The sequence below is a fragment of the Sinorhizobium sp. KGO-5 genome, from assembly GCF_036245905.1.
GTDB lineage: Bacteria > Pseudomonadota > Alphaproteobacteria > Rhizobiales > Rhizobiaceae > Sinorhizobium > Sinorhizobium meliloti_A.
In genome coordinates this window covers 43,023-69,017 of record NZ_BDIZ01000009.1, presented here as the reverse complement: position 1 = coordinate 69,017, position 25,995 = coordinate 43,023, and the positions used below count along the sequence as shown (strand labels likewise).

The window sequence follows — 25,995 nt, the reverse complement described above, 5'->3', positions numbered from 1 at the left end:
CAATCTGAGATTTCAAGGGTGAGAACGCAATATCTCCGGAGGAGATATGCGGCGGCACGCGGTCACGGCGGAAAATCGCGCCCTGCCAGGCAGGGCGCGGCAGTCCTCACTTCGGCTTGTTGCCGTTATCGGCTTTGGCGCTGATATTGCACTGATAGCTGACCTCGACTTTGGCGATGAGCGGAAGCGAGACCGCGACCGAGATCTTCAACCGTCCCTTGTGGGACAGTTTGGCGACTTGCCGATTGATGTAGAGGCGAAGGCGGCGGCCGGTCTTCTGGCAGAAGGTTACGAGCGCTTTCATGAGGATGATCGCCCTTAGTGGTTGTGCGTAATCGCGAAGCTCGAACACGGCAGGCATGGCCGAGTGCACCGCGGAGCGGTCGCAACGGAGCCAAGCGGAGAGAGAACCCTTTAGGGTTGCACGCCAAGGCGGTGCATGACGTATCGTGCGCAGCATTAGATTGCGAACTGCCACTAAGGAGATGCCGGCAAAGCGCCGCCTTCGTAGCCCCTGCCGCCGCCTTCGCCGTCAATCGGCAAGTCGCCAACCGGCCGCCGGGCCGGATCTCGGTCGCGGTTTCGCTGAAGCGGGTCAGGCGCGCACCAGGTCTTCAACCGCCGACAACAAGCCGAGGTGAGCCGGCCCGCTTTCGCGGGGCGGCCGCCGTGGATGGGGAGGGAGGGGCGGGGTGTCAAGGGCGCCCCTCGTCCCGTTCCTGGCCCGCTCGATGCGGGTCTGGAACGGCGGCCGGGCGCTTTGAAATCCCGGGGAATAGCGCTATACTTGCCTCCGGAGTGGGGACGAGCCTTGCGGCCCGCCCCCTTTTCCTAGAGCCAGAATTGGACTCGGATTCGCACTAGCCAGGTGGTCCGGGTCCTTTTCACGTCTAGGGTGATGCTAAGTGGTATGAACCACATGCATTCACCTCCGGTTCGAGGGCGAGGCCGTCGCCTCGGTCGGGGTGGCCCATCCTCCCCGAGTGCGCCGCTGGCCCGGCGCTGCTGCTTCCGCCCTCGAAACGAATCTACGTTACCGCACTATGCCGAGTCGTTCACCAAGGCTCGGCGGGTGCAGCGGTCCGGCTTCCTTGAGCATCGCCATTATCATTTCCTTCGTAAGGCCGCGTACCTCGTAACCTTGCGCCCGGGCGGCCTCGATGATGGATTCCAATGTCGGGTATTCCTCAAGAAATGCGCCTAACCAAAGAGCGCATTCGTCGGTTTCCGGGTCTGGAAACGCCTGTAGAAAGAAGGTCCGCAACGGCGGATCATAACCGATCGTTCCTTCCTCGTCCGTCGTCATCCCGTTCGTGATTAGCACGGTGTATCGGCTCACGTCTCCGCTCCTGATGGTCTTCTCCCGAACCGCGCCGTCCTTGGCGCGGCCCACCTTTGGTTGCAGGTTTTAATGGCGCTTGCACGTTTTCTAAAGCCGGAAATGCGCGACCAACGCCTGATTGGCGCGGTGGCAAGCAAGCGCGAAGGCGACGATTTGCGCGATCAAGTCCGGATCGGCCGCGCCCGCCTTTTCGGCCTGTCGGCGAAGTCCTCGGCGAGCTCGCCGTCCTCCTCGCCGACATGCTTGTTGCCGACAATCCATGAAATCTGTGCGGTCGGGACTTCGAGTCGGGGTTTGATGGGAACGGCAGAAATCGAGCCCTTCCGGGTTCTCGCTGCGGCTCCGGCCTTCTCCGCCTCGGCGGCGGTTGGGAAATAGGCCATAACCAGCTTGCATCGCTGCGCCTCGGCGGCGCTGATGAAAGCGTGCCTGCCGTCCTCGGTCTTATACAGCGCCCAATCAGCGGCAGTGCCGCCGAAATAGGGGTCGCCCTTTCCATAAAACTCGATTGCGGAATAGATCGTGTCGACCATTGGAAGTGTCCTTTTCTCGGGATTTTTGGGCGAGTAATCAGGCGGCGCTGGCGCCGCTGATCGTCTTCAACACGCGCTGCGCGGCGTAGCGTCCCGCCTCGTTCAGGTGCCGTTGCCATGCCCCTTGCGACGGCGACCAGCGGAAGCCGTTGGCCTTCAACACGCGCCGGGTCGGGCCGTCGGGCTTGCCCGGAAAGAGCAATTGGATTCGCGCGATGTCGGCGTTCTCCTTGATCTCGACGGCTCCGGCGCTCGTCTCAACCTCCTGGCTTTGGTTGCCCCGCTCCTTCATCCTTGCCAGCGCCGCAAGGCGCTGCTGCAGGCGGCGGAGTTCGGCGCGGCTATTGGTCGTGCTGAACCCGCGTCGGGACTGCCACGGCGCTAGCTTGATGCCTCTAGCTGCGGCTTCGGGGGAAAGGCCGGTGTTCGCCGCGACGGCGGCAATCATGTCCTCTTCCGTGGCAAGGTCCTTCTCCATGCGCCGAATGATCGCGTTGGCGGCCTTCATCCGGTCGATGGAAAGCGCCGTCTCCTCGATGCGGGTAACGATGCGCTGCATCGCCACCGGATCGCCAGATCGGATCGGCTCATCGTCCGTGCCGTGCGGGACGGCCTTCCGCTTGGCGGACTTGCGGGCCATTGCCTCGTGCGCCTTCAGATCGGCGCGGCGGGCGTCCGAAATCCTCATGCGCTTTTCATTGCGCGCCACGGGGAAACGGGCAGGGCCGGTAATAAACCAATTCATGCAACGGCCTTCCGCCGCCCAATAGCGGCGCGTCAAATCGACATGCCGCCGCGCGAAGGCTTCGATTTCAGCCTCTGGAATCGGCTCGCATGCCTTGTTCCAAAGCTCCACGACATTGGCGCCGAACTGATTCAGCCGCTCGGCCAAGTCTGCAAGCTCCGCTTTCGCGCGCCGGTCCGGAAAGTGGGTGAGCGCGTGAAACTGCGGCTCGATGTCCTCCGCCGCAATGGATGCGGCGAAGGTTCCTGCGACGATGGCGAGGATGTTGTTTTCGAGGGCCGCGATTTTCATCATGCCTCTCCCTCGACAAGGGAAGGAGCGCGGCGCTCGATGCGGCATTGCAACCCTGCGAGCGCACCGGCGATGATGATACCGCCCGATGAAATCTCGTCTGCCTTTGCAAAAACCGGGTCCAGGACCGGGCGGCAGCATTTGAAATGCTTGGCCGCATCCTCAAGGCTGATGAGGGGGGACGTGTAGGGCGTGCTGCCATCGCCTCCGACAAGCACGATCTTGCCTGCGATCGGCTGCGGGAAGCCTTCGAAGATCGTGAAGGCTGTCAACCCGTCCTGCAGACCTTCTTCATCGACGAAAAGCGTGTGCCGCTCATCGAACCGCACGACCTCCAGCAGGCAGCAGCCGATAATCGCGTAAAGCGGCCGGATGCCCAGATCGACCTGAAGCTCTACCGGCTTGAAAATCGTGGTTTCCGGGTCCAGCACATAAGCGGTGTTTGCTCTTACCATTTTCTAGCCCTTTCCTTTCCGCGAAGCGGTCTAGCTCTTGCCCGAGGGGCAGGAGCCCCGCTCCTGCTCCCCGAGCTCGCGCGGAGCAGCGGGAGAGAGGGAGGCAAGGGAACAAAACGGAGGGGGTTCGCCCGCCCGAGGCCAAAGCCGAAGGGGCGACGCAACATCCGCGCATGCGGATTCGTCGATCCTGCACGGAGCGAGCCGGAGGCGAGGGGAGGAAGGACGGGGAGACCGTTTTTTCCCTTGTGAGGGAGAGAGGGCAGCGTCTTCTTTCCCTCCTTGAGGAAGGCAAAGCCGGCCGCCTGGCGGCCGCCATTTCAGATACGAGAAGGGCCGCCCTAGCTCGTAGATCAGGACGGCCCCGTGGTGCATGACAAGAAGGGCTAGCGACTTGCCACGACCAACTCTCGATTGTCGTTGCCGGTTGGCAATATGCTGATTTCACCGCAAGCTGTAAACGGCTTTCATAGGCAATTTGATGCAGTCATGACGTGAATGCCGCGAGGCGGCTCTTGCGCAACCGATCGTTACCCCTATTGGGCGAAGGACGCTTTTTTGCGGTCTTCGTGCCGAAGGCATAGAGCGGGGTCGCGTCAGCGATGCGCCAAATTGATACCGCCCAAGACGTTTTGAGGGTTCCAAGAACACAACCACTTCCATTAAAGTGGCCTGCACCATGAACAACCACCGGTAGGATGAATGGCAGGACCGTCGCTGGAGCAATGGATTTCGGATCTCGACTTGCAACCAGTCAATGATCCGGACGTTGACAAAGCAGTGTATCGGTTACCACCTCCCGACGGTCGAATTACGCTCAGCGCCGCGCTGGAAGAAAACATCTGCACCAGCATCCGGGAAGCCCGCGAGAGGCGAAACCTCTCAGGGTCGAAACTGGCGCCCCTGCTTGGTCTCAGCGAAGCGGTTTACGCACGCTACGAAACAAGCGTTTCCCGCCTGACGGTCGGCCGTCTGATCCATCTCTGCGAGGTGCTCGGGGCAAGTCCGGAAGAGCTTTTAGCGCCGGCAGCTCATCATTTGTGGGGCGAAAACCAAAGCAAAGTGGATCTGCTCCTGGCCTGCATCGACAAGCTGCGCGGCTTCGACGAAGAAACCTTGCAGGACGTTTTCAGCTTGCTCAACAGGCTAGGGAAGACCGGAACGAGCGGCTACGGCGGCAATGGCGCGGCGTCAGCCGCGCCATTTCTCTCCAGGCCGCCGAACGTTTGAAGAGGATGAACGGACATGGCGAAACGTGAATCTGGGCGGCTTATGTTGGAAAGCGAGATCCCCGCCTTTGTCGACGCGGTGATCGAGGCCGGCTGCGACATATGCGCGATCGGCCACGACTGCTACGTTCTCGGCGACCTCGAGGAAATGGACGCCGCGGCTGACGAGCTGGATCGCATCGGTGAAGTGTTCGGGGACCGGGATTTCCTCCTGCTGGAAATTGTCGCATATCTTCGCTCCCTCGGCCGATCCATTGAGCCAGGCCCATCACCAGGGCATTGGACGGAGAATGGAAAAGCGCACTGAGGAGTTGCCAGTGCTAAGTCTTAACCCCGAAAAGAAGCAGAAGGGGCAATCCAACGATGCGGACGCTCATGTCGGACCTCGAATTCGTATGCGGCGAGTCTGGCTGGACATGACTCAGGTTGCCCTCGGCTCAGCAATTGGCGTAGCACGACTGGTGACGCATGAGGTTCACCCCTTGCCACTGCGCCAAGCCGCAGCGCCTGCCAGCGCTAGGCTGTCGAATGCTCATTGACCACGAGCCGCACCAGAAGCGCCAGTATGACAAGCTGCGAATCTCGTGCATGGACTCGCGCATGCGCTGCAATGCGCGCGGTTCCTGATCAAGAAGGGCTGGCACTCGTTTGAGTGGGAACGCCGCGGCAGCATCTACCTGCAGCAATCAGCCTTCACGACATCGCTGATCGTTTCCTACGCCCGGCCGTTCACGCCGGCGCGTAGCCTGCCCGGCCTCCCTTCACGACTCATCAAATGGACTGAGGAGGAAAAGGCACTGCACGACAAGATCATGACCCTGCGGAACGAGGTCTACGCCCATTCTGACGGTACATCCTATTCCTTTCAGCCATGGCAGTCGGAAGACTTTGCCACGATTATCGAGAGGTGGCCGCACCGACGGCTGTCCAAGGATGACACGCGGGCCTTTGAAGCCATGGCCGAGCGGATCTTGGAGGCCTTGCGCGAGCGCATGACGCGCATTTTTCCAGCGCACTGATCACTCCAATCCGGCGGTCGCTGCGATGACTGCACCGAGCTAATATAAGGTGGCGCCTGGCGTCTTGATAGGCCACCAAACTAAGAACCAGCGTCGGATGGCGACCGATAATGCTGATGAGAAATTGCGCCAATCCCTAAGAGGAATGCTTGTCATGGATTCCCATGCCGCCATTACGTCCGTGCCGGTTGGAGGCGCGGCGCGCGCCGTGCTTATCGAGGCCGCCAACACGGTCTTCGAGAAGATCATTGACCGGATAGAGCCGGAAAACGAGCAATCCTCCGGCCTTGGCTTGAGGTCACCCCGTGCAGGCGCGGGCCAAGCTCCGCGCCTGTTTTCACGAGGCTGTCTCCAGCGCCGGTTGGGATTTCTACATGGATACGGCCTTGGAACAGGAGCGGGCATGATGCGGGGCGAATACGAGCGCGACGTATGCACTAGAGCTGAAGCAGGCGTCCGCGTGTCGTTTATCGAGGCGTCAATTGGTGCTTGGAAGCCCAAGGTCGCCGAGTGCCACGAAAACGTCGATCATTGGGTAAAACACCATCCTGGATGTACGGCGGTGCGTGGCTGGCTAGCTTACGCCTCCTATGGATCCGATGATTTCGGTTATACGGCGCACTCTGTGGTGCGTGGGTCAGACGGAAACCTATTCGACATCACACCGACGATTGATCCCGAGTATCAGCGCGGCCGGTTCGTCATCCATGTCGGCGACGAGCAGACCTTCCTCGAAATGAAGGATCTAAGCAATCAAATCCGTTGCCAGGGGTATTGTCCCGCACCGATGCTCGGGCTCGATGTGTTATTGCGCAGCAGCTAGTCACGGTCGCCCTTGGACCTCCGAGGCTTGCGCGCGCATTAGCCCGACAGCGCCTGCGTCACACCACCGATCACTCCGCCGACGAATGAGCCAATTTTGGTGTAGACCGATGCTTCGAGGGAGCCGGATTCGCTTATTTTCTTCTCAATGCTCTCGCCGAGCTCAGGATCGTTCGGCTTGACTTGAATAATGGCGACCCCTTTGGATGTAAGCTGCACGCCGGAGAAAGCGTATCCACCCTCGTATTCCTGGATATTGCTGACGCGGATCAAGCCTTCATTGTTCATCCAGCGCAGGACGTCGGCAAAGGTTTGGAGCACTTCTTCTTCAGAACCCCAGCGTTCCGTCAAGATTTCCATGGCGTCGGATTCATCGAAATCGACACGGCTAAATCCTTTCTGGACGAGGAAGGAGAGTATCCGGCCCATGGTCTGATAGTGGTATTCCATCTTTGACATCTAAATTACGCCATCGCTGTTACTGTGGGTTGTCGGACGCATATTTTCAGTAGCCGCCTTCGCAATCAACCGTGGTGTGCGCTCGATAAGAGCGAACCGCTCGCCTTCTTCGCCGGGATCTGGACACCCTGGAAGGGAGAGCGCGAATCCATGAAGAACCCGCGCGCCGGCGATCATGGGCTATTCGGCTTCCTGACCTGCGACGCCAATGAGATTGTCAAGCCGATCCATCCGAAGGCCATGCCGGTCATCCTGACGGAGCCGGCTAAGATCGAATTATGGCTCACAGCGGAGTGGAAGGACGCCAAGCAATTGCAGCGGCCATACTCCTCCGACGCGATGATGTTACCGCCGCTCGAGCGCGCCGAGGAACCGACGTTTATCTGAGCACTCCATTATTCGACCAAACCATGATAGAGATTCCACAACCAGCTTTCCCGCGGCTCGGCACCTCTAAGGCACTCTATTGAGCGTGGGTTCGATGCGTTGATCTGACAAAGGCCAGTCGCAAGGGCGTATCTCTGTCGCTCAACGTCGGCCAGCCGCCATCCGAACCAGGCCAGCGCACACAAGAGAAGCAGGATAATGCCGCTCCTCATGCTCGGCCCTCGAAGTAAAAATTGACATCCTTGTGCCATGCCACTGCGAGCAGCAGAATTGCTATCGACTCATCCACCAGAGCCTGATTTCGCTGTTTATCGTCGTCAAAATATTTGCCACCGTGGAAAAGATTGTTGCGAACACGGCGTACCATCCCGAACAGCGCTTGCGCCGACTCCGGCGGTGTTGCCGTGGTCGCGAATCCCCATTGCCCGTTAGTGATAGCTTCGGCCTTGGGAGGATCATTCATCAACTTCGGGCACATTCCCGCGTCGCGGACATGCTTGAAAAATAGCTTTCCGATATCGGAGCTGTTTGCGAAGGCATCCCAGTTTGTCTCAACTGCCTTTCCGTTCAGAGCGCAATATCCCGCCATCTTCAGCGCGAACTCAAAGCGGGCATAAATACGAAACAGCTCATCGTTCCGCGGCGGCAAATTGTTCGCAGCAGATAGATCCACTACTGTCATGCCGGCTTTCTTTCGAGATGGGTTTCGACGAGGAATGTTGCGACTGCACCGGCAGTGTTCACCGCCAAACTGGCATGGCGCGGCGACGGTCGCACAGGCATCCCCCCTCGGCCATGCGAGTCGGACAAGCGATTTCGGAGCGTACCGAGACCGTTCACAAGGCTCATCGCGCCGCCCAGGATAGCCTTGATCGGTTCTTCCGTGTGTTGACTGGGTGCCAGATTTAGAGCCTTGGCGGCCATGCCGTATAGCTTCGGAAGATCCTCGGTGTCCGTGTAAGGTATTTGGCGTTCGTCCAGAATACGCTTGCACACTGTCTCAAGCAGGGTCCTGGCAACAGTGATAGCCCCCTCTGGATCGACAGTCCGTCGAGCGAGAGCCTTATTCCACACCGAGTGGACCGCCTCCGCATCGAAGGTTTCCAGCGTATCCGAAACAACCATATCTCCAGGAGCGCGCACCTTTCCCTCGAGATAATCCAACAGTGGCGTGAAGCCTTCTGAAATCAGTGCTCGCCGGTGTCTCCAGTGCGGCGACTGCCCTTGTGTCCAGGTGCGAAACGAACCGAGATCCCGGTGCGCGCGGACGAAGGGCGGTAAGAGGTCCTGCAGCTCATCATTGAACATAAACTCGCGACGAAGATGCTCGTATGTTCGGTTGTCTGGTGCGCCATCGGTCGCCGCAGCCGTCATGATGCTCGCCAGCATAGTGACGCGCTCAAGCAGCGATTTGGGCAGTTCGTCTTCGTAAATCATGGGACCTGGCTCAAAATAAACCGGCTGAAGAACCGACGCTTAACATGGGAGTGGGCGGGATCTCCGGATCCCGCCCCAATTAATCAGCTAAGCAACTTAACCGACAATGAAATGATCGCTACCGCAGTTGCGGCGGAGATCGTCATGCGCACCTTAAAGCTCTTATAGTCAACTCGAATTTCCATGCGGGACCTCGCGGTTGTTACAGAAAAGCATATCCCGTTTCGACTCGAATCCGTCCAGTCGAACAGTGCAAATTTCTTCGGAGGTGGTTGGTTTCTGAACTCATGCGGACAGATGGCCGCTTTTGTAGAATGCGTCGAAGTGCACGGCGCTTATTCCAAATAGGAAGAAACACCGTCGCGACCTAGTGGCTTGGGGCAACAGGCGATCGTCTATGCGCCTTCTTGCAGTCCACTCGAGTCGGGCTGAGTTCCATAAGGTATGTTATGCGATATGTTATAACATAACATAGCGCGTTCTAACTCGGACCGCCTGGGAGCCGGCGCAGGAGTGATGGCGAACGTGTCGCTCCTGCATGTGAGCGAACGAAGGTTTGCGCTTAGCTTCGCCGCACCTGTGACCGCCTTTAGTGCTACGTCATCAAAACTACTGGTTGACATTCTGACTTCGAGCCACTATCTAACGTTTATCGATCTTTTTCTTGCTGAGCTTTGGTTACCGCGCGACTGGCACCGCGCCTGAACGAACCTTTCCTTTAAAAATATCGCTATCACCATCCACGATGTCACCAACATCGCGGTCGATCACTAATGCTACGAAAGGGTTCATCATGACCACTGGCACAGTTAAATGGTTTAATGCTACCAAGGGCTTCGGCTTCATCGAGCCTGATAACGGCGGCGCTGACGCGTTTGTCCACATCTCGGCTGTCGAGCGTGCAGGCATGCGCGAAATCGTCGAAGGCCAGAAGCTCAGCTACGAGCTGGAGCGCGACAATAAGTCGGGCAAGATGTCGGCCTGCAATCTCCAGGCTGCCTAATATCGGTACCTGCTCTCCTTGACCACGGATGTACTGGCACTGTCGAGGGCATGAACCAACCAAGGCCGGGCGTGATGCCCGGCTTTTTTTTGGCCGATGGAACGGCCGACCCCGAGAAAGGGAAACCTATGGCACAGACGTTCAGTAAGACTCGTCAACGGGCGGAAAGCGCTTTCAACAAGGTACAAAGCCAATTCTTTGCCAGAGACCAGGCAGTGGAAGAGCAAGATTTCGTAACCCAGGCTCGCGATGCGAAAACGGCTCGGTTGCGGGAGGCCCGGCTGGCAAAAGAGTCGGATGACCGTGCGAGAGCAACCTCGGCTCTCATCACGAGGCGGGCAAAACCGGCGTGATCGCCGGCTTCACCACGCACCCAGGTAATCCCCCAATGCAGGAAATCCCGTGGCTGACGATACGCTCGAACTTCAGGCAAGCACGACGGCATGGCAGATCGCAATGCAGGAAATCCTCCGCATGGTCGTCCGTGACCTCTATCAATCTCATGGTGAAGTCGCCTTCACGGCACATATAAAGCGTCTCGAAGAGGGTGCGGTAGACAGCATCTACAGCGACCTCAGGCTGAGAGGAACGAATGAATGGACCGAAACGCTGGTGAAGGAGAAGGCGACCAATATTGTCACAAACCTCCTGACCTCCTTCACCTTCGAGCAATCTGACCCTCGGCCCCGGACGACATAAATATCTGTCGATGTGCCACGACCACCTTCAACAGGATGGAATCACCCTCACGCGCGACATGACGGGTGACGGCCCAAATCGGTCATGCCGATCGGAATTTGGATCGGTAGACCTGTACTAGGTCATTCACACCCTTTCCAATCTGCTCAACGGGCAAGCCGGCGTATCCGAATATGAACCCCGCACGTTGATCTGTTGGGGCCGCATACAGACGCGAGATTGGGTAGATGCCAACACCTTCTTGCCTCGCGGAGGCGGCGAAACGCTCTTCATCGCTGCCAGTGAGGTGGTTGAACCACACGACGACATGGAGGCCCGCCGACGTCCCAACGATGTCGATCTCGTCGCCAAACGCTTCGGCCATTGCATTCAGGAATGCCGTACGCCTTTCGGCGTTCAGTCGCCTCATCTTTCGAACGTGGCTTTCATATGCGCCCGTTTCGATCATCGAAGCGAGAGCCTCTTGCTCGAAGCTCGAGCTGTGTCGATCGGTGATCTGCTTGCATCGGACAAAGGGCTCCGCAAGCGTGCCAGGCAGCACCATGTAACCAAGGCGGAGCGTTGGCGACAGCGTCTTGGATACGGTGCCGACATAGATGACCCGACCTTGACCGATCATCCACAGCGGCGGAATCGGACGTACGTCATATCGATACTCCCCGTCGTAGTCGTCCTCGATGATGTAGGTGTTACCGGAGATCGCCCATTCGATCAGGGCCTTGCGACGTCCGGACGGTAGAACGCCGCCCAGCGGAAACTGATGGCTGGGCGTTACAAATGCCAGGGCTACGTCCTTAGGAACGGGAAGCCGAGAGGTGTCCATTCCATCCTTGTCGCAGGGGATGGCGACAGGCATTGCTCCTGTTGCAAGCATCACGTTGCGGGCCATCGCGTAGCAGGGCTCCTCGAGGACAACCTGGCCTCCCGGATCGACAAACACCCGCGCACACAGGTCCAACGCCTGCTGGGAACCGCTGACAACGATGATCTGGGTGATATCGCATTCAATGCCACGGGCTCGCCAGAGATAGCCTTGCAGCGCACGACGAAGTGCCAGGTTACCGGCTGGATGCTCATAGCCAAGCCGTTCTCGGTACGCCAGAACTGCCGCGTTCAGGGCGCGCCGCCAAGCCAGCTTGGGAAAGTCCGACGAAGCAATGTCGCCGTACCGGAAGTCGTATTGAAGCACTGCCTGTTCCGCGCTGATGTTCTTCGGCAATGCCATTGCACGTGAGGCATAGGCGGACACCCGGGCCGTGGGTTCCTGTGCTTGCGATGCGGGTCTGGTGTACGGATGTCGTCCCTCGGACGTGACCCTGGGCTTGGCGCCCTGCCGCACCGTAATATACCCCTCAGAGATCAGCTGGTCGTAGGCGGCCGTCACCGTGGTCCTGGAAACGCCGAGTTCGCCCGCAAGCGCGCGGCTCGAGGGCAATCTCTCACCCGCATCGTAGACGCCAGACGTAATCTGGTCGCGCAAAGACAGGTAAATGCGGCGGGTCGCGCCGCTCTTTCGTGAACCCTTCACTAACTGGACCAATGAGATATTCCAAAAGTGGCGGTGTATCTTGTGCCACCTTGATGTGAATAATGAGCTCACGTCAAGGAGATGCTTATGTACACCCCGCCAGCCTTCGCCGTGGAAGACACGACCGAGCTCTACGGAATGATGCGGCAATGTCGTCTTGCCAATTTCGTGACGGCTACACCCGGTGGTCCGATGGCCACCCCCTTACCTATGTTCCTCGATGAGGCGGAGGGAGAAAGGGGCGTCCTCTATGCGCATCTGGCGCGACCGAACCCGCAGTGGCAGGCTCCTGTCGTCGGACATGGACTTGCGGTCTTTATGGGACCGGACGCTTATGTGACGCCGTCCTGGTACGCCTCAAAAGCCGAGCATGGGAAGGTAGTCCCAACATGGAACTACACAGCCGTTCATGCGACCGGGCCGGTTGAGTTTTTCGAAGAAGCCGAACGACTATTCGAGGTGGTGTCGCGCCTCACGGGCATTCACGAGGCGTCACGCTCGCTACCTTGGGCAGTCACTGACGCTCCCGAAGCCTACATCAAGGCTCAGCTTCGCGGCATTGTCGGTATTCGCATGCCCGTCGTTTCGCTGCAGGGGAAGCGCAAGATGAGCCAAAATCGCCCTGGGGCCGATCGCAAAGGGGTGAAACACGGACTTGCCGATAGCCGCAGCCCTACCGATCAGATCGTTTCTGACATGATCCCGGTCTGAGACGAGCAATTGGCCCTTGAATGGAATTCTGGAGTTAGCAATAGATGTTTGAATCGCCCGTGATCGACGAACGGATCGAGGAAATCGCACCCGGTTTCAGAGCGATAAGCATTCATGTCGACGCAACAAATGCCGGAGAACGAAGCCTTCACACGGGGCTTCTGACGGATGCCTGCGATTACGTCTTGCGCGGCGGCCCAGCATGGGCGGACGCCCATTTGACCAGTTGGGCCGACGCCTATACCCGGTTTGGAGCCAAGCCCAATCGGACACCCTGTTCGGCGCAAGCACTGAGAAAGCGGGTGTTGAAGGACGGAATGATTCCTTCGATCAATCCTATCGTCGATCTCTATAACGCCGTCAGTCTCAAATATGCCATTCCCGTTGGCGGCGAGAACTACGATGCCTATGCCGGGCGTCCGCTTCTTACCGTGGCCGACGGATGCGAACGATTCGAAACAGTCATGAACGGCGAAGTAGTGATCGAGAATCCCCTTCCTGGAGAGGTCATCTGGCGAGACGATGCGGGCGTCACATGCCGGCGTTGGAACTGGCGGCAGGGCACGCGCACCCGACTGGACGCAACCGATCGTCGCATGTGGTTTGTGTTAGAAAGCCTTGAGACAATGCCGGTAGGCGCGCTAGCAGAAGCGTCGGACATGCTGGTTGAAGGGCTAAATACGCTGATGCCCGATTGTTTGGTGTTCGCGCAGAGAATCGCCGTCTGAGGATGGCCCGCTGATGGCGCGGAGCAGACCTTCTTTACAGCGTCGCCATCCGCCCGGACAGGCTTAGCAACCCCGACCAGCACGCCTGACCAGGGACTGATCTCCTGCCCTGTGGCAGCCTTTAAGCCCTTGTTGCATTTACATTAGAAGTCACACCGCAATGCGTGACGACTCGTGTTCGACGCAATGGTCGATACGGGACACCGCCCCGACATAATCGACAGCAGTGTGGTCTCAGCACACTATTGTGCAATCCGGTGTAAGTATCCCTACGGGCAGAGCCGCCTTGTTTCATTGAGGAATTGAGGTTGTTTTCGTGAGGCTGGCGTTTCGCCACGTTGCTAACCACGAGGATAACGACGTGTCTATTCGTGATCTTGAGATTTTGGCCGGGAGTGTGCGGCGCCGAAAGTTCACCCGTGTCGACAAAGAGGCAATTGTTTCGGAAACTTTGAACGGCGACACGTCGGTGTCGGACGTTGCTCGTCGCCACGAGATTGATCGGTCATTGGTCTACAGATGGCGTCGCGAGTTTGGTGTTGTTGAGAACGCCGGGGCCCGAGTGGGATTTGTTCCGGTCAAGGTGGCGACTCCGGATTTCCCGGAAGGCTGTACGGCTCGATTGCAGCCTTGTCGAATTGAAATCGATGTCGGTCATGGCCGGAGCGTGCGAGTTGGCGTCGGCTTTGATCAGGCGACTTTGTCACGCGTGCTTGAAGTTCTGCAACGATCGGGAGCGCTATGATCCCTTTTGATAGTGGGGTTAAGGTGTGGCTTGCGACGGGCCATACGGATATGCGGCGCGGCTTCCCTGGCCTTGCACTACAAGTCCAGGAGATTTTGAAACAAGATCCATTCTGTGGGCATCTGTTTTGCTTTCGAGGCCGGAGAAGCAATCATTTGAAAGTGATCTGGCACGACGGCCAGGGCAGTTGCACGTTTACAAAAAAGCTCGAGCGCGGGCGGTTCATCTGGCCTAATGTTGAGGGCGGAGCAGTGATGATCTCGTCTGCGCAGCTCTCCTATCTTCTGTCTGGAATAGACTGGCGAAACCCGCAACAGACATGGCGTCCGACGAGCGCCGGATAGCGCGTATTTGCGGTGACTTGCGGGTGGAAATCCGAAGAAAAGCTATGCAAATCAGTGGTTTTGTGATTCACTTCGAGCATGGAAACGGGCTCGGAACAGCATCCCGATTATGCCGCTGCTCTCGAGGCCGAGCTGGTCGTAGCACGTGCGGAACGTGCCGCTGCATTGGCCGAGCTGGCGGTTGCCAAGGCCAAGGAAGCCGACGATCAGGCGATCATTCTTCGCCAAAAAGTCCATATCGAAAAGCTTCAAAGGCAGTTGCGTGGACAAAAGTCGGAACGGACCTCGCGGCTGATTGCGCAAATCGAACTGATGCTCGAGGACGCCGAGGCGACGGCCACCGAGGATGAGCTTGCAGCCGAAATGGCGATTGCCGCGGCCGCTCCGATTGCTGTCGCCGGCTTCACCCGCAAGCGGCCCGTCAAGAAACCCTTTCCTGATCACCTGCCGCGCGAGCGGGTTGTCGTGCCGGGTCCGGTCGCCTGCAGCTGCTGCGGCAGTGAGCGGTTGCGCAAACTCGGCGAAGACATCACCGAGACGATGGAAAGCGTTCCGCGTTCCTGGAAGGTTATTCAGACGGTACGCGAAAAGTTCAGTTGCCGCGACTGTGAGAAGATCAGCCAGGCGCCGGCCCCATTCCATGTCATCCCCAGGGGCTGGGCGGGCCCGAACCTTTTGGCGATGATCCTTTGCGACAAGTTCGGACAGCACATTCCCCTCAATCGCCAGGTCGAACGCTTTGCGTTGGAAGGTGTGCCGATCAGCCTGTCGACAGTGGCTGATGCGATCGGGTCCTGTTGCCATGTCCTTGACCCGCTGCTGCGGCGGATCGAAGCCCATACATTTGCTGCCGAACGGGTCCATGGCGACGATACCACGGTTCCGGTACTGGCGGCCGGTAAGACCGACACGGGTCGGATCTGGACATATGTCCGGGACGATGCCCCATTTGGCGGACCTGCACCTCCGTCGGCGATGTTCTACTATTCCCGGGACCGCGCCGGCGAACATCCACAAGGACATCTGGCCAACTACAGCGGTATCCTTCAGGCGGATGCCTATACCGGCTATACGCAGCTCTATCTTCCCGATCGAAGTCCGGGCCCGATTTATGAGGCAGCGTGCTGGGCACATGCAAGGCGGCCGTTCTTCGCGCTGGCCGACCTGGAAGCCAATGCACGTCGAAAAGCACAAGGCAAACGCGCCGCCGTCATCTCGCCTGTCGCTCTGAAGATGGTGCAGCGGATCGATGCACTGTTCGAGATCGAACGCCAGATCAACGGCCAGACTGCGGATGAGCGCAGAGCATCCCGTCAGCAGCTCAGCAAGCCGCTGATCGACGACATGGAAATCTGGATGCGCGAGCAACGTGCCAAGCTGTCTCGCGACAACGACCTGGCTAAAGCGTTCGATTATCTGCTGAACCGCTGGGAATCCTTTACCCGGTTCCTCGACGATGGCCGCATCTGCTTGTCGAATAATTGTGCCGAGCGATCGTTGCGCGGCGTTGCCTTGGGAAGAAAAGCCTGGCTGTTTGCCGGTTCCGACCGTGGTGGCCAGCGGGCCGCCGCCATGTACAGCTTGATCGTCACAGCCAAATTGAACCGTATTGATCCGCAGGCTTGGCTTGCCGACGTCCTGGCCCGGATCGCCGATCAACCGGCAAGCCGGATCGATGAACTCCTTCCCTGGCACTGGGCGAATATCGTGGCGGCGCCTCGGTTGCGGGCGGCATAATGGCTGCATACCTCGTCCGCTTGAAAGTGACGCTCGACGACGTTGAACCTCTGGTGATGCGGCGTGTCGTCGTGCCGTTCCGCATTCGGTTTGATCGGCTTCATGAGGTTCTTCAGGCGGCCTACGGCTGGAGCAACAGCCATCTCTACGAGTTTCGCATCCGTGACGTCGGCTTCGGCATTCCAGACGGCGGCTTTGACGACCCTATCGACGCTCGCAAAGCAACCCTTCTCTCCGCGATCGAAGATATCGGCGCGAGGTCGTTCAAGTACCTCTACGACTTCGGCGATGGCTGGACGCATACCGTCAAGATCGAAAAGACCTTTCCAGTTATCGCCGACCTCAACGATCCATTCCTCCTCGATGCCGTCGGGCGTTGCCCTCCAGAGGATGTTGGCGGTCCGTGGGGATATGAGGAATTCCGCGAAGCGCTTGCCAACAAAAACCACGAGCGTCACGATGAGCTTGTCGAATGGTGGGGCAGTGCAGACTACGATCCCGCCGCAATCGATGCCGCCAACCTTCGGAACAACGTCGATGCGCTAGCCACCAAGTGGAAACGTCGTTCACGCAAAAAAGCCTGAACCTGCGGCCCTCCCCGAATGCATACCGGTGTAAAGAAGACTCAGGAAACCGATGTGCTTGTCCGACCGCGAGTGTGTTCCAAGACGGCATTCATCTGACTGGGTTGCAGGGTGCCACGTGTCGCGATGAGGTAAGCTGCCATATAGGCCAGCTTCAGCCTCGATTCCCGATCGCCCCGCGGCCTGTAATTGATGATCGCAAGCCGGCAGGCTTCTTCATCCCGCGCAACATCTAACAGTCGGTTTGCATAGGCTACGTTCGTAACCTTGCTGGCCACCCTGGGTTCATCCCACGCACGAACGGCGTCCGCGGTCGCCAGTTGTGCCGCTATATGCCGCTCCATCAACTCGCAAAGGGAAATGGCAGTTTCCGCCCCGCCCTCTTCTTTTTGTCCCACCTTGCGATCCGGCGCTGACGCACTCAAAGCCGCGCTCGGGCTCAGAGAAATGGCGCCGGTGTCACGGGACGAACGCGAACTGGATGACGACAACAATAGCATGATGGAATGCCTCACCGATCAAGTTGCATTGCGGGCGTTAAGACCATTGATTGAGGCTGAAGGCACGATAGGATACGAACCGAAACGAAATTTGGGCCTATAAGCCTTTGGAAAAGAACGGAAAGATTTTTGTCGCACCGCCCAAGGACGGGAGCGATTTCAAGGAACTGTTCAAGCAGTTAGCCGCTGCGGGAGCAGGCCGGCCATTAGGCAGTGACGGGTTTCCCCAAGGCCCATGGACGCCGGAGCTTTTGGCAGAGGCGATTTCACAGATCGACTCCAACCGGATCGGGGTCGATTTGCGGACGGTCCAGCTCTGGTTTCAAGAGAACGAGAAGGGGATTAGCACCTCCAACATTCGTTGGCTGGCGCGGATCTTTGGGTGCGACGATCCCGAAGCGACCAGCGAATGGCAGATGGAGCTCAGCGCGGCGCAATTACGGCTAACCGCCAAGAGGCGAGATTCAAAGAAGGCGGGTAGCAGCACGGCGCCGCGGGTTCCAGACATGCCGCCGCCTGTGATGGTCGATAATCAGACACGGCCTGCGGGCCGACAGGGTTTCAACTTGGCAAGAACATCGGAGGCGCTTTTCACCCGTGGATCGCCCTTGAACTTGCCCGCCTCGGTATTTGCTGGTGCCTCCGCGCTTGGATTTTTGTCGTACATTGTGGGGATCCACAGCGCCACTTATGGCCGCGCGGATGGTGTCGTTAAGCAGGTTGGGTTTCTTTGGGCGCCGAATTGGACATTCCTTTTCATGGTGCTTTTGCCCCTGTTTTTTGCGCTCGTGACGGAGCTGCTGGTCTTCTGGAAAGACGAAGGACGCCTCAGGCTGACAGGGCATAGCGAGAAGATGGAAAGCGACGATGCTTGGGCGCGCAACGTTGAAGCTTCTTCGTATACATACTGGGCCGTTTTTCTGATCTGTGTGTTGTTCGCCGGTCTTTTCCAGTGGATCGGCGTGTGCTTGATCCCATTGATCAACGGCGGTGGCAACTATGCGGTAGATTGGGGCAAGTTAGCCATTGTGCGCCCTGAAGTCATATCGGTGCCGATGACCATTGTGTTCACTGGTCTCGCTTACCTCTACATGTGTCTTTGCTTTTATCTGCTCTTCGCGGGCCTCATCCTGCTTCATACGATCCTCCATGATCTTTGGAAAATTGAAGAGGGATCGAAGATGCGCCTGGAGGAATATCGACGCGCGGGCGGCGAAATCGGCCTCAGGGTGATGCGGGGAATCTTTCGGTGTACGGTCCTGGGTGTTCTAGTCGCCATATGCATGAAGGCTCAAAGCGCTTACCTGGCCTCGAACGGCGAAGATATCCTGACCTGGCTAGCCAACGATATGTCTTCAGTCTTGAACGGGCAGAGAAACGATAGCAACAGCTTCAGCTATCGAATGCCAACCCATTACAGCAGTCTCCTTGTCGCTATTTCGTCCTGTGTTGGCTTTCTGTACGGCTCCATCCGGTTCGGAAAGCGCTTTCATGCGCCCTTGTGGACGATGTCGGCGGTCGTAGCATTACTCTTTGCCAGCTACTTGCTGATCGATGCATTTGACGGGTTTTCGATCCTCCTGGGCACTGGAACGCTGCTCGCGACGTACGGCCTCTTTGATCCAGAGTTCGGGCGGTGGCGCGCAAACGAGTTGGGAAGCAATCAAAGTGTATCATAGTTGCCTTGATCGTTGGGACGAGCGGCGGGCCCGACGCGGTGAGGAAGCGAAGAAAACAACCGCTTTCGTCCTTGACGCCGGTCGCGCCTTTCCAAGCACGAAGAAGGTCGAAACAGTCGATGAATTTTGTGTCCTGGCGGACAAGGCCGTGTCCGATCCAAGCTTTTTCGAACCGCCGAGCGGGAGTGGTCAGGGCTTTGAAAGGCACGATGGGTGGCTCAAATTTCCATCAGACATTTCTACTGACGTCGAAGAGAACAACGTCGTTTGGGCAAAAATCACCGAGAGCGGCTCGCTCGATCAGGCATTGGTGATTTTTCACCACTGGAATGCCAGCGCCCGAAATCGTCAGATTGCCAAGTTTTTCTCGCAGCGTGGGATCACGGTTGTCGAGATTGCTATGCCTTATCACTTCGAGCGCAGCCGTCCCGACTCGCTGTACGCCGATTATATGCTTAGTTCGAATCTCGGTCGAACGATCCAGTCTGTAAAGCAGGCCGTATGGGATGGGCGAAAGCTCATCCGCTGGCTAAAGAGCGAAGGCTATCGAGAGGTCTCTGTTCTCGGCATGAGCCTTGGCTCCTGGGTTGCGGGATTGATCGCTGCGCATGAGCCGGCTGTATCGAACGCCTCGTTATTTTTGACGGCGGGAAGTCTCGCAGACATGGTTTGGACGGGGCGCGCGACCCGATCGATACGCGATAGCCTTGAGCCTGTAATTGAGCTCACCGATCTCCGAAGGGCATGGGGTCCGCTCAACTTGGAGAATTACGCGCATAATCTGGCACGGCCCGATCTCGAACTTCACGTCGTGTTGGCTACGAGGGACAAGGTGGTGTTGCCCGACCTATCGAGACGCCTCATTCAGAAACTGAAGGACGCCGGAGCCAGGCCGAATGTTTTGGAACTGAACTGCGGTCACTATTCGCTCGCCATGCCGCCTTACATTTTACTGGCGGGTTTGAGCTTGAAGCGGTTTCTATCGTGTGCGGACAAATCGCCCCTGCGAATATGAAGTTGGCGCCGGCCGCCGCCACAGTCACACTCAGGAAAGATCGAGAGCCGCCTAGTGAGGCGGCTCAACGCTGATCACCAATCGAATGCGGCCTCTTCCTGCTGGTGCTGCGCGACGGCGCGCTCCAGCTCGGCCGCGATCTGCTGACGCTCGCCGGCGTGTCGATGGATGCCGCCAACTCGGCCCGCAATTCCTCATGTGCTCGGGAGGTTATTTCACGCGTGGAAATCCATCGTTCTACCCGTTTTGACAGCACGTTCCCTTCAGCACAAAACGCTGAAGGGAAACGAGCCGCAAATCCAGTCGACGACAGCGCCCGCTCCCGAAATCCTCTCAAGCACGAACAGGAAACTCCAGAAGCTGTCGATCATCTCTCGAAGAAGTGCTGCCCCCGCTGCAATGCCAACTTCCACAAGCCTTGTCGCAGCTCGCCTGACCGCCTCCTCGAGCTGGTCTGACAGAGGGGGTAGAAGATCCGGGAGGTTGGCTGTCTCGGCTGCGACACGTTCAATACTTTGGCGGACTTGCATCAGGCGCTGCCGATAATCCGCGTTGACCTCATCGAAATTCACATTCGCCATCTCTGTCGCTGGATGCGATAGCATCAGGGTCAGTCGGAGGGTATCGACGGCGAGGGAAAAGCGTCCCGGATCCGAAAGGATGGACAACAGGCGCTCGCGCGTAAGCGGCAGGATGATGTCACCTACTATCGTGTTCTGGGCCCGAGACGTCGAAGCAAGCGTGATTGCCGCAAGAGCAGTGGAGCCAACGAGCATGTCACGGCGGCGCATGTCACCCTCTCCCCGATAGGACATTGTATAGCGATTTCAAAACCAAGCGAGGACGGAGTCCAGCCGCACACACGAATGCGCTGGCACCCACAAACAGCAATATCGCTTGGCCGAGTGCATTCAGCGCCGGATAAGATGTGATGTCGAACTTGCCGTCGTCCAAGCCATCTTGAAGAGTCACGATCACCGCCCCTTTGAGCATGTAGGCGAGGATCAGAGAGAGAAGACAGCAGGCAAATGACAACCCAAGCAGGATATTCAACCAGCGTGGGATTGGCTCAAGTGCCGAAGCACCGCTCGATGGCTCCTCCCGGTTGTACAAATGCAACCCGACCAGAACGGTCGCTGTTAGGATCGAAAGCGTCAGCGTCCAAAGATCCCCGGATTGGCCGAGGACCACATCGACCCACTTGAACATGATTTCCTTGGTTTCATCAGCAGCTTGGGTGACTTGAGCAGCTTGATCGGTCGCTGCTTGTTCTGCGGGTCCAGGCACGTTCCCCTCCAACGCTTAAACCCTAAGTATAGTTTATTAGAACATACTTGCGAAAGTTTTGCCAGAGTTCGCAGGCGAATAGAGATCCCGCCGCCCAACTATCGGCCGTGCAACGACCAGCAAGGATGGCAAAAGTTGACCTACTTGGACGCGAATTTGTTCGCGGCGCGAGGCTCGCTCAAGCCGGAAGAAATGGATGCCGTCTTGAGTACGACCGAACCTCCGGAATAGGCCTGTGCCTTGGCCTAGCAATGTGCTGGGTCGAGCGTGAAGGCAGAAGAATAAAGCCGCCCTTGTTGGGCGGCTTCTTTCTTAGTTGATTGTGGCGATCCACTCGCCGGATGCTGACTTAGCGAAGCCGACAATTCGATCAATACGCCGCGCTTCGGGTCCCATCTTGACCGAGGTCATGCAAGCGACACCTGGCCCTGCCCCGGCCTTGTCACATTGGCCGAGTGCCAGAGAGATTTCCGGCAGATTATTCCGATCCCAAACGAGAGGAGACGCCGCATGTGCTTTGCGGTAGGCGGCCAATGCTTCGGCTTCTGTCGGCGCTTCAACGGTCGGAATAGGGCAAAGAGATGGATCAGCGGAGATAGCCGCAACCAGTTCGGCTTTCGAGATGGCCTGAGCTTCGACTTTCGGCTCGGACGTGGCAATGTAGGTGCCGCCGGCGCCAGCCGCTAAACCGAGGGTAGCTGCGATCGCGATTATGGCATTCTGGTGCATTGAATGTTTCCTCTGATGCTTAGGTCCTGAGATTGAACCAGAAGCGCTCCTTGACGCCCTTGTCATTCGGGATGTCGACATACCAGTCGTTAGCACGGCGCGGCCGGGGGGACGTTACCTGCACCTTGCAACCGTTGTAGCGGTTGTTGCGATTCAAGAAATTGTCGTTGCGGCTGCCGCTGGTGAGAACGTTGACTGTAACTCTATTCCGCTGGTTGGCTTCTTCGTCGCCATAAAGGCGGCTGAATTCGTTTCGGTTCTCGCATCTGTCGACGATCCGGACGCATTGATCCTGCTCGTTGCGTCGTAAGCCGTTATCGTCTCCATCATTGCTCGAGGTGGGGTGCGACCCTGCAGGGCAGTCCTCGAACTCTTCCCGGCCTGGCTCGCCGGCCTTCGCTTCGTGACAAATGGGCCAATCAAATCCTGGCTTCGACATTGCGGCGATCAGCCTCCTCATCGGGGGCACGCAATAGGGAACGCGCTGCCAGGACGGATTTTGCGAGGCAGCGCAAAGGAGAACCTGGCAGCCCCAGGAAGCATCTTCTGCCTTTGCTCCTGTGGGGGCGAAGGTAAGCGCAGCAAGACCGGCTGCGGCGTAAAGCAGGTGTTTCATTCAGTGGCCCTCATGATGTTGCGGCTCGGGACGCCCGATCGACGAATAGCGGTGTGACGTGCTGCACTCGGTCGCCCGCTGCGTAGATGACGGCGGCAATGAGCGCGAACACTGAGAACCAGAAGGTCCCGATGCGGAAGAGCATCGGTTGGTTGGGAATGTCCCGGCAAAGCGGGCGGAAAGGCGAATAGGCCGACGAGAAAGCTGTCCAGCGCCAGATGACGTTGATCGAGAAAGAGGATCGAAACGACCAGGAGCGCCAGGGCGAACGGACCGTGCACCCACCAGATTCTTTCCGAAACGACGATGAGCGCAAACGATAAGGGAATGGCGAGCATTAAGCTCGCCAGCGGGTCGGTTGCGAATGAGCTCGCAATATGTGCGAAGTCGGGCAACTATCGGTCAGTCCTCTTGGGCTTTTTCCGCGCGTCGATGAAGGGCGGCGATATTTCTCTTTCCCGTTCGACAAGCAGGTTGAAATCAGCGATCGGCTGGCGGTCTAGCGTCTTGTCGACGGCCTTGCGACGCCACTCGTTCATGTCGAGGACGTAAGTCGCCCACATGCCATAGCGGGCCGCCATCGCGTGCTGCTGATAGACCAGGTATTGGCTGTTGTATGAATAGGGCGACGCGACACGCGCCCATCCGACACGAAGCATCTCGACCGCAATATCGCGGCCGGCTGACGTGCAGCGGGCCTGGGGGATACCGTCATTGCCATACGCTATGACGGTACATTCGATCGGTCTGCTGCCTATGGTCCTCTTGAGCCAAGCCTTTGCAAGTGGGCCGCACGGAACGGGTGAAGGCGCCTTTTGCCGCTCGCGATCCACCCACTTGGGATCAATCGCCCACTGTGGGAGCTCGCACGCGTCGATCTCGACGAGGCGAACGCGCTGCGCATATTGCGGATACCACAGAGTGCGGCCGTCCATCACGGCGACCCGGCCTTTGTAGACCGGATTTTGGTAGATTGGAGCTTCGCTCAATCTGTGCGGTGGCCGAGCCGCCGCGGCCGGAGTCTTGATGAGATCCGCGGCTGTCGCTGCGTGGGGGATCGTAGCGAGCGCGGCGGCTGCAAGTAGGTATCGCTTCATTGATCTGCCTTCTTGGTTCGCGCATTCACCTCGCGGCTCAAGAGAATGGCCGGATGCTGGACGTCTTCGAACTGCCAGAGGCCGGCACGCTTATCGCGCGCAAGTTTCTCAGCCACGGCATAGGGGACGTGATAGGGCATGCCCTCACCGTTGAGGGCCGCGAAGGCGTATCCGCTCGTGATTAGGACGTTTGCCAGATCAAGCCGCTGCTTCCCAACTGTGGCGTAGCAGACGACGTAAGCGATACCGTCCTTCTTCACCACCGGGGCGCAAACAGGTTTGGTGTCTTTGATATAGGCCGCCAGCACGGCAAGGGACGCCTCGCCGCAGTCACGTTTCTGCCCGTGCTTGTCCGTATAGGCAGTGCCGCGCAAACAGGACTGGACGCCATAGAGGCGGAATCTTTCACCATTGGAAACCCACGTGTCGCCAGTTTCCAGGGTGACGCCAGGAAGAAGATCGAAATAGCCTGCGGGCGCTGCGGATACGGATGTCGGCAAGAGAGCCAACAGAAGGGAAAGAGCCCTTCTCATTGACCCTTCACCCTCGGATCGGCCCACATTCCGAATGACCCCTTCTGGCCAATCTCCTCAGCTTTGGAGAGATCCGGACGAACGGGAGTCCCATCTGGCTTTTTTGCGAGGCGGAGCGCGCCGAGCGACAAAAGCTGCTCCTCGAGCATATCGACGGAGTCGAGGCTACCGGGGAAATTATAGTAGCCGTAGCAGGTGGCGTTCTGGACGGGCGAACCTTGCTCGCTCACAAAGGCACGGCAAAACACGACCTTCGGGTTTTGTAACAGGATCTGAAGCTGTTGCTGCGCATAATCGGTGCAGCTCCCGGCGAAGTCTTCACTGCGATTGACCATTTCGCCCTTGCATGGCTCCAGGCCAAAAAGGTGCAGTATTGTCTTGTCATCCACGCGAAAGTCGGTCGGTGAAACGGCCTTAAATCCGGCCGTTGTTGCATAGCCCTTCCGATCGGCGACCTTTCCGCTTCCGTCGTAATATTCGAGCACGAGAACCGTCTTGCCCGGCGCTGCCAGCGATTTGATGTAATCCTTGTTGATGTCCGAGACGGATAACGCAGGTGTTGCGGTTGCACAACTTACGAGTGCGGCGATGATGGTCCGTTTCATTTTCTAGCCCTTACCCATATTGCTTCCGATCGTTCCCCTGCAATAGGGGGTTTAAGTCTGCCTCGAAAAGTTGTATCGATGAACCAAATCGATGCGTCACCTTCACCAGCTTAGTTGGTTTTCGTTTCGATCACAACACCGCAAGTTAGGCGCGCGGCGATGGATAAAAGGGCTAGATTTTCAGGCGTTGTGGGCTGGACCGCTTTTACCGGGAGCGCCCTTTTGTGCACGAGCTGGGTTCAGATTTCTTACGCCCAAGACGGGCCGAAATCTGCAGACATTATAACAAAAAAAGGCACTTGGACGATCGAGCGCAAGGCGGAGCTTGCAACGAACTTCGATGAGCGCTGGCGCGGCTCAGAGAAGGAGTTCGTGCTAGGCGCTGATGGCGTTGTGAAGCAGGAAAATGCGGCTCAGTACAAAGCTGACAAAAGCCCCCATGATTTTGGGGGCATGCATCATATTGATGCAGTCTTGAGCAATTTCGCTTCCTCCAACGACGTGCCGAACAGGGTTGATGAACCGCAAGTTCCCGCGGGCTCAATACAGCAACTTGGTGCAGTTCGGCAGATCGATGACAACACCAAAGACTGCGGTCCGTCTCCGCTCAGCTCGGAAGAGGTTAAGTCTCTGGTTGTACAGACGGCGCGCAAATATCGCGTCGATGAAGTCTTCGCGACGGCCATCGCCTGGGCGGAGAGCGGCTTTGACCAAAGCCGCAATTCCCCAAAGGGCGCGCGCGGACCGATGCAGCTCATGCCTGCGACGGCTGCGCGGTTCGGCGTCAAGGACATCTGTGATCCCGCTCAGAATATCGAGGGCGGGATGAAGTACCTGCGCTTTTTGCTTGATGAGTTTCAGAACCCGCTCCTCGTCGCGGCTGCCTACAACAGCGGCGAACAGCGGATCTACCAACACGGCGGCATTCCGCCGTTCCAGGAAACAGTCGGATACGTCGCCAAGGTGGTGAACTACCAACTCGGGCTGCCAATGCCGTCGGCAAAAGGCAAGGCGAGGCCGGCCGCCGCTCCGCAGGCGGTCTCGGATGCGAGTGACAGCGGCGACGCCGGTGTCATCGCCGTGAAGAAGACCGGCAAGTTTGTCGGCGGTGTCATGCACTTTTGAAGGAGAGAAAC

General features: G+C 58.1%; 34 protein-coding genes. 17 read left to right on the top strand and 17 right to left on the bottom strand.

Annotated features, from left to right (window positions below):
* Positions 1 to 106: 106 nt before the first annotated feature.
* From BHD07_RS26625 to BHD07_RS26605, 5 genes are all read right to left on the bottom strand, one after another.
* Complete coding sequence (locus BHD07_RS26625; protein WP_127670346.1) at positions 107 to 361, bottom strand: hypothetical protein; 255 nt, start codon at positions 359 to 361, stop codon at positions 107 to 109.
* A 672-nt stretch (positions 362 to 1,033) separates the two neighbouring features.
* Positions 1,034 to 1,306, bottom strand: coding sequence for a hypothetical protein (locus tag BHD07_RS26620; RefSeq protein ID WP_153313045.1), 273 nt, complete (start codon positions 1,304 to 1,306; stop codon positions 1,034 to 1,036).
* A gap of 197 nt (positions 1,307 to 1,503) precedes the next feature.
* Positions 1,504 to 1,875 carry a hypothetical protein gene (locus BHD07_RS26615; protein WP_234889439.1) on the bottom strand — a complete coding sequence of 124 codons (372 nt, stop codon included), beginning with the start codon at positions 1,873 to 1,875 and terminating at the stop codon, positions 1,504 to 1,506.
* A 37-nt stretch (positions 1,876 to 1,912) separates the two neighbouring features.
* The gene (locus BHD07_RS26610; RefSeq protein WP_234889440.1) at positions 1,913 to 2,911 is read right to left on the bottom strand and encodes a hypothetical protein; all 999 of its coding nucleotides are present in this window, start codon (positions 2,909 to 2,911) and stop codon (positions 1,913 to 1,915) included.
* Positions 2,911 to 3,366: a DUF3846 domain-containing protein gene (locus tag BHD07_RS26605; protein ID WP_153313040.1), complete on the bottom strand. Its 456-nt coding sequence runs from the start codon at positions 3,364 to 3,366 to the stop codon at positions 2,911 to 2,913. Before BHD07_RS26605 ends, BHD07_RS26610 begins: the two co-directional genes overlap by 1 nt.
* 702 nt (positions 3,367 to 4,068) lie before the next feature.
* On the opposite strand from BHD07_RS26605, the gene BHD07_RS26600 reads away from it, so the two are divergent.
* From BHD07_RS26600 to BHD07_RS26585, 4 genes are all read left to right on the top strand, one after another.
* Positions 4,069 to 4,596, top strand: coding sequence for a helix-turn-helix domain-containing protein (locus BHD07_RS26600; protein WP_318851707.1), 528 nt, complete (start codon positions 4,069 to 4,071; stop codon positions 4,594 to 4,596).
* A 15-nt stretch (positions 4,597 to 4,611) separates the two neighbouring features.
* Complete coding sequence (locus BHD07_RS26595) at positions 4,612 to 4,902, top strand: hypothetical protein (RefSeq protein WP_127670336.1); 291 nt, start codon at positions 4,612 to 4,614, stop codon at positions 4,900 to 4,902.
* A 277-nt stretch (positions 4,903 to 5,179) separates the two neighbouring features.
* Positions 5,180 to 5,614: a hypothetical protein gene (locus tag BHD07_RS26590; RefSeq protein WP_153313233.1), complete on the top strand. Its 435-nt coding sequence runs from the start codon at positions 5,180 to 5,182 to the stop codon at positions 5,612 to 5,614.
* A 97-nt stretch (positions 5,615 to 5,711) separates the two neighbouring features.
* Complete coding sequence (locus BHD07_RS26585; RefSeq protein WP_153313234.1) at positions 5,712 to 6,437, top strand: hypothetical protein; 726 nt, start codon at positions 5,712 to 5,714, stop codon at positions 6,435 to 6,437.
* Between the two features lie 38 nt (positions 6,438 to 6,475).
* On the opposite strand, the gene BHD07_RS26580 is transcribed toward BHD07_RS26585, so the two are convergent.
* Complete coding sequence (locus BHD07_RS26580; RefSeq protein WP_338283824.1) at positions 6,476 to 6,886, bottom strand: hypothetical protein; 411 nt, start codon at positions 6,884 to 6,886, stop codon at positions 6,476 to 6,478.
* 33 nt (positions 6,887 to 6,919) lie between these two features.
* Between BHD07_RS26580 and BHD07_RS26575 the strand changes: the two genes are divergently transcribed.
* Positions 6,920 to 7,282, top strand: a complete 363-nt coding sequence (locus tag BHD07_RS26575) for an SOS response-associated peptidase family protein (protein ID WP_318851708.1) — start codon at positions 6,920 to 6,922, stop codon at positions 7,280 to 7,282.
* 208 nt (positions 7,283 to 7,490) lie between these two features.
* On the opposite strand, the gene BHD07_RS26570 is transcribed toward BHD07_RS26575, so the two are convergent.
* Complete coding sequence (locus BHD07_RS26570; RefSeq protein ID WP_153313236.1) at positions 7,491 to 7,964, bottom strand: hypothetical protein; 474 nt, start codon at positions 7,962 to 7,964, stop codon at positions 7,491 to 7,493.
* The gene (locus BHD07_RS26565) at positions 7,961 to 8,719 is read right to left on the bottom strand and encodes an abortive infection family protein (RefSeq protein ID WP_127670324.1); all 759 of its coding nucleotides are present in this window, start codon (positions 8,717 to 8,719) and stop codon (positions 7,961 to 7,963) included. Before BHD07_RS26565 ends, BHD07_RS26570 begins: the two co-directional genes overlap by 4 nt.
* A gap of 793 nt (positions 8,720 to 9,512) precedes the next feature.
* Here BHD07_RS26565 and BHD07_RS26560 point away from each other — a divergent pair.
* From BHD07_RS26560 to BHD07_RS26550, 3 genes are all read left to right on the top strand, one after another.
* Positions 9,513 to 9,722, top strand: coding sequence for a cold-shock protein (locus BHD07_RS26560; protein ID WP_127632508.1), 210 nt, complete (start codon positions 9,513 to 9,515; stop codon positions 9,720 to 9,722).
* Between the two features lie 128 nt (positions 9,723 to 9,850).
* A complete protein-coding gene (locus BHD07_RS26555) occupies positions 9,851 to 10,075 on the top strand; it encodes a hypothetical protein (protein ID WP_088201232.1) in 225 nt (74 codons plus the stop codon).
* A 49-nt stretch (positions 10,076 to 10,124) separates the two neighbouring features.
* Positions 10,125 to 10,421: a hypothetical protein gene (locus tag BHD07_RS26550; protein ID WP_088200936.1), complete on the top strand. Its 297-nt coding sequence runs from the start codon at positions 10,125 to 10,127 to the stop codon at positions 10,419 to 10,421.
* An 82-nt stretch (positions 10,422 to 10,503) separates the two neighbouring features.
* Here BHD07_RS26550 and pdxR read toward each other — a convergent pair whose 3' ends face one another.
* Positions 10,504 to 11,961: a MocR-like pyridoxine biosynthesis transcription factor PdxR gene (gene pdxR / locus BHD07_RS26545; RefSeq protein WP_153313701.1), complete on the bottom strand. Its 1,458-nt coding sequence runs from the start codon at positions 11,959 to 11,961 to the stop codon at positions 10,504 to 10,506.
* 75 nt (positions 11,962 to 12,036) lie between these two features.
* Here pdxR and BHD07_RS26540 point away from each other — a divergent pair, with 75 nt between their 5' ends.
* The 6 genes from BHD07_RS26540 (at position 12,037) to BHD07_RS26515 (ending at position 16,798) form a co-directional block, all read left to right on the top strand.
* Positions 12,037 to 12,660, top strand: coding sequence for an FMN-binding negative transcriptional regulator (locus BHD07_RS26540; RefSeq protein ID WP_128204205.1), 624 nt, complete (start codon positions 12,037 to 12,039; stop codon positions 12,658 to 12,660).
* A gap of 44 nt (positions 12,661 to 12,704) precedes the next feature.
* Complete coding sequence (locus tag BHD07_RS26535) at positions 12,705 to 13,388, top strand: B3/B4 domain-containing protein (protein WP_338283818.1); 684 nt, start codon at positions 12,705 to 12,707, stop codon at positions 13,386 to 13,388.
* Between the two features lie 361 nt (positions 13,389 to 13,749).
* Entirely contained in the window at positions 13,750 to 14,133 is a 384-nt protein-coding gene (gene tnpA / locus BHD07_RS26530; RefSeq protein WP_080659428.1) for an IS66-like element accessory protein TnpA, read from the top strand.
* Positions 14,130 to 14,477, top strand: a complete 348-nt coding sequence (gene tnpB, locus BHD07_RS26525) for an IS66 family insertion sequence element accessory protein TnpB (RefSeq protein WP_013845604.1) — start codon at positions 14,130 to 14,132, stop codon at positions 14,475 to 14,477. The genes tnpA and tnpB overlap by 4 nt, the downstream gene beginning before the upstream one ends.
* Before the next feature lie 78 nt (positions 14,478 to 14,555).
* Positions 14,556 to 16,214 carry an IS66 family transposase gene (tnpC, locus tag BHD07_RS26520; protein ID WP_017268732.1) on the top strand — a complete coding sequence of 553 codons (1,659 nt, stop codon included), beginning with the start codon at positions 14,556 to 14,558 and terminating at the stop codon, positions 16,212 to 16,214.
* The gene (locus BHD07_RS26515) at positions 16,214 to 16,798 is read left to right on the top strand and encodes a plasmid pRiA4b ORF-3 family protein (protein ID WP_013845602.1); all 585 of its coding nucleotides are present in this window, start codon (positions 16,214 to 16,216) and stop codon (positions 16,796 to 16,798) included. The genes tnpC and BHD07_RS26515 overlap by 1 nt, the downstream gene beginning before the upstream one ends.
* 41 nt (positions 16,799 to 16,839) lie before the next feature.
* Here BHD07_RS26515 and BHD07_RS26510 read toward each other — a convergent pair whose 3' ends face one another.
* The gene (locus tag BHD07_RS26510; protein WP_153313710.1) at positions 16,840 to 17,142 is read right to left on the bottom strand and encodes a hypothetical protein; all 303 of its coding nucleotides are present in this window, start codon (positions 17,140 to 17,142) and stop codon (positions 16,840 to 16,842) included.
* 263 nt (positions 17,143 to 17,405) lie between these two features.
* On the opposite strand from BHD07_RS26510, the gene BHD07_RS26505 reads away from it, so the two are divergent.
* Both BHD07_RS26505 and BHD07_RS26500 read left to right on the top strand, forming a co-directional pair.
* Entirely contained in the window at positions 17,406 to 18,977 is a 1,572-nt protein-coding gene (locus BHD07_RS26505; protein ID WP_127629572.1) for an RcgA family putative transporter, read from the top strand.
* Positions 18,967 to 19,992, top strand: coding sequence for an alpha/beta fold hydrolase (locus BHD07_RS26500; protein WP_318851732.1), 1,026 nt, complete (start codon positions 18,967 to 18,969; stop codon positions 19,990 to 19,992). The genes BHD07_RS26505 and BHD07_RS26500 overlap by 11 nt, the downstream gene beginning before the upstream one ends.
* 263 nt (positions 19,993 to 20,255) lie before the next feature.
* On the opposite strand, the gene BHD07_RS26495 is transcribed toward BHD07_RS26500, so the two are convergent.
* The 7 genes from BHD07_RS26495 to BHD07_RS26465 form a co-directional block, all read right to left on the bottom strand.
* Entirely contained in the window at positions 20,256 to 20,783 is a 528-nt protein-coding gene (locus BHD07_RS26495) for a hypothetical protein (protein ID WP_127519377.1), read from the bottom strand.
* 1 nt (position 20,784) lies between these two features.
* Positions 20,785 to 21,279, bottom strand: coding sequence for a hypothetical protein (locus tag BHD07_RS26490; protein WP_164829387.1), 495 nt, complete (start codon positions 21,277 to 21,279; stop codon positions 20,785 to 20,787).
* Between the two features lie 312 nt (positions 21,280 to 21,591).
* Positions 21,592 to 22,008 (bottom strand): hypothetical protein, encoded by a 417-nt coding sequence (locus BHD07_RS26485; RefSeq protein ID WP_153313705.1) that lies wholly within the window; start codon positions 22,006 to 22,008, stop codon positions 21,592 to 21,594.
* 19 nt (positions 22,009 to 22,027) lie between these two features.
* Complete coding sequence (locus BHD07_RS26480; RefSeq protein ID WP_153313706.1) at positions 22,028 to 22,624, bottom strand: hypothetical protein; 597 nt, start codon at positions 22,622 to 22,624, stop codon at positions 22,028 to 22,030.
* 395 nt (positions 22,625 to 23,019) lie between these two features.
* Positions 23,020 to 23,721: a thermonuclease family protein gene (locus tag BHD07_RS26475; RefSeq protein WP_318851731.1), complete on the bottom strand. Its 702-nt coding sequence runs from the start codon at positions 23,719 to 23,721 to the stop codon at positions 23,020 to 23,022.
* The gene (locus BHD07_RS26470; RefSeq protein WP_127641017.1) at positions 23,718 to 24,254 is read right to left on the bottom strand and encodes a thermonuclease family protein; all 537 of its coding nucleotides are present in this window, start codon (positions 24,252 to 24,254) and stop codon (positions 23,718 to 23,720) included. The genes BHD07_RS26475 and BHD07_RS26470 overlap by 4 nt, the downstream gene beginning before the upstream one ends.
* Entirely contained in the window at positions 24,251 to 24,859 is a 609-nt protein-coding gene (locus BHD07_RS26465) for a hypothetical protein (RefSeq protein WP_153313708.1), read from the bottom strand. The genes BHD07_RS26470 and BHD07_RS26465 overlap by 4 nt, the downstream gene beginning before the upstream one ends.
* Before the next feature lie 222 nt (positions 24,860 to 25,081).
* Between BHD07_RS26465 and BHD07_RS26460 the strand changes: the two genes are divergently transcribed.
* Positions 25,082 to 25,984, top strand: coding sequence for a lytic transglycosylase domain-containing protein (locus BHD07_RS26460; RefSeq protein WP_318851734.1), 903 nt, complete (start codon positions 25,082 to 25,084; stop codon positions 25,982 to 25,984).
* The last annotated feature ends 11 nt before the right edge of the window (positions 25,985 to 25,995 follow it).

What these genes read in the sequence shown, in the direction of transcription:
- BHD07_RS26580 (WP_338283824.1), bottom strand. Translation starts at nt 6,886, where the DNA reads ATGGAATACCACTATCAGACCATGGGCCGGATACTCTCCTTCCTCGTC.
- tnpC (WP_017268732.1), top strand. Translation starts at nt 14,556, where the DNA reads ATGGAAACGGGCTCGGAACAGCATCCCGATTATGCCGCTGCTCTCGAG.
- BHD07_RS26565 (WP_127670324.1), bottom strand. Translation starts at nt 8,719, where the DNA reads ATGATTTACGAAGACGAACTGCCCAAATCGCTGCTTGAGCGCGTCACT.
- BHD07_RS26510 (WP_153313710.1), bottom strand. Translation starts at nt 17,142, where the DNA reads ATGGAGCGGCATATAGCGGCACAACTGGCGACCGCGGACGCCGTTCGT.
- BHD07_RS26600 (WP_318851707.1), top strand. Translation starts at nt 4,069, where the DNA reads ATGGCAGGACCGTCGCTGGAGCAATGGATTTCGGATCTCGACTTGCAA.
- BHD07_RS26465 (WP_153313708.1), bottom strand. Translation starts at nt 24,859, where the DNA reads ATGAAACGGACCATCATCGCCGCACTCGTAAGTTGTGCAACCGCAACA.
- BHD07_RS26570 (WP_153313236.1), bottom strand. Translation starts at nt 7,964, where the DNA reads ATGACAGTAGTGGATCTATCTGCTGCGAACAATTTGCCGCCGCGGAAC.
- tnpB (WP_013845604.1), top strand. Translation starts at nt 14,130, where the DNA reads ATGATCCCTTTTGATAGTGGGGTTAAGGTGTGGCTTGCGACGGGCCAT.
- BHD07_RS26485 (WP_153313705.1), bottom strand. Translation starts at nt 22,008, where the DNA reads ATGCACCAGAATGCCATAATCGCGATCGCAGCTACCCTCGGTTTAGCG.
- BHD07_RS26610 (WP_234889440.1), bottom strand. Translation starts at nt 2,911, where the DNA reads ATGAAAATCGCGGCCCTCGAAAACAACATCCTCGCCATCGTCGCAGGA.
- BHD07_RS26625 (WP_127670346.1), bottom strand. Translation starts at nt 361, where the DNA reads ATGCCTGCCGTGTTCGAGCTTCGCGATTACGCACAACCACTAAGGGCG.
- BHD07_RS26620 (WP_153313045.1), bottom strand. Translation starts at nt 1,306, where the DNA reads ATGACGACGGACGAGGAAGGAACGATCGGTTATGATCCGCCGTTGCGG.
- BHD07_RS26605 (WP_153313040.1), bottom strand. Translation starts at nt 3,366, where the DNA reads ATGGTAAGAGCAAACACCGCTTATGTGCTGGACCCGGAAACCACGATT.
- BHD07_RS26540 (WP_128204205.1), top strand. Translation starts at nt 12,037, where the DNA reads ATGTACACCCCGCCAGCCTTCGCCGTGGAAGACACGACCGAGCTCTAC.
- BHD07_RS26535 (WP_338283818.1), top strand. Translation starts at nt 12,705, where the DNA reads ATGTTTGAATCGCCCGTGATCGACGAACGGATCGAGGAAATCGCACCC.
- BHD07_RS26515 (WP_013845602.1), top strand. Translation starts at nt 16,214, where the DNA reads ATGGCTGCATACCTCGTCCGCTTGAAAGTGACGCTCGACGACGTTGAA.
- BHD07_RS26560 (WP_127632508.1), top strand. Translation starts at nt 9,513, where the DNA reads ATGACCACTGGCACAGTTAAATGGTTTAATGCTACCAAGGGCTTCGGC.
- BHD07_RS26615 (WP_234889439.1), bottom strand. Translation starts at nt 1,875, where the DNA reads ATGGTCGACACGATCTATTCCGCAATCGAGTTTTATGGAAAGGGCGAC.
- BHD07_RS26495 (WP_127519377.1), bottom strand. Translation starts at nt 20,783, where the DNA reads ATGCGCCGCCGTGACATGCTCGTTGGCTCCACTGCTCTTGCGGCAATC.
- BHD07_RS26555 (WP_088201232.1), top strand. Translation starts at nt 9,851, where the DNA reads ATGGCACAGACGTTCAGTAAGACTCGTCAACGGGCGGAAAGCGCTTTC.
- BHD07_RS26475 (WP_318851731.1), bottom strand. Translation starts at nt 23,721, where the DNA reads ATGAAGCGATACCTACTTGCAGCCGCCGCGCTCGCTACGATCCCCCAC.
- BHD07_RS26595 (WP_127670336.1), top strand. Translation starts at nt 4,612, where the DNA reads ATGGCGAAACGTGAATCTGGGCGGCTTATGTTGGAAAGCGAGATCCCC.
- BHD07_RS26470 (WP_127641017.1), bottom strand. Translation starts at nt 24,254, where the DNA reads ATGAGAAGGGCTCTTTCCCTTCTGTTGGCTCTCTTGCCGACATCCGTA.
- BHD07_RS26480 (WP_153313706.1), bottom strand. Translation starts at nt 22,624, where the DNA reads ATGAAACACCTGCTTTACGCCGCAGCCGGTCTTGCTGCGCTTACCTTC.
- BHD07_RS26585 (WP_153313234.1), top strand. Translation starts at nt 5,712, where the DNA reads ATGGCGACCGATAATGCTGATGAGAAATTGCGCCAATCCCTAAGAGGA.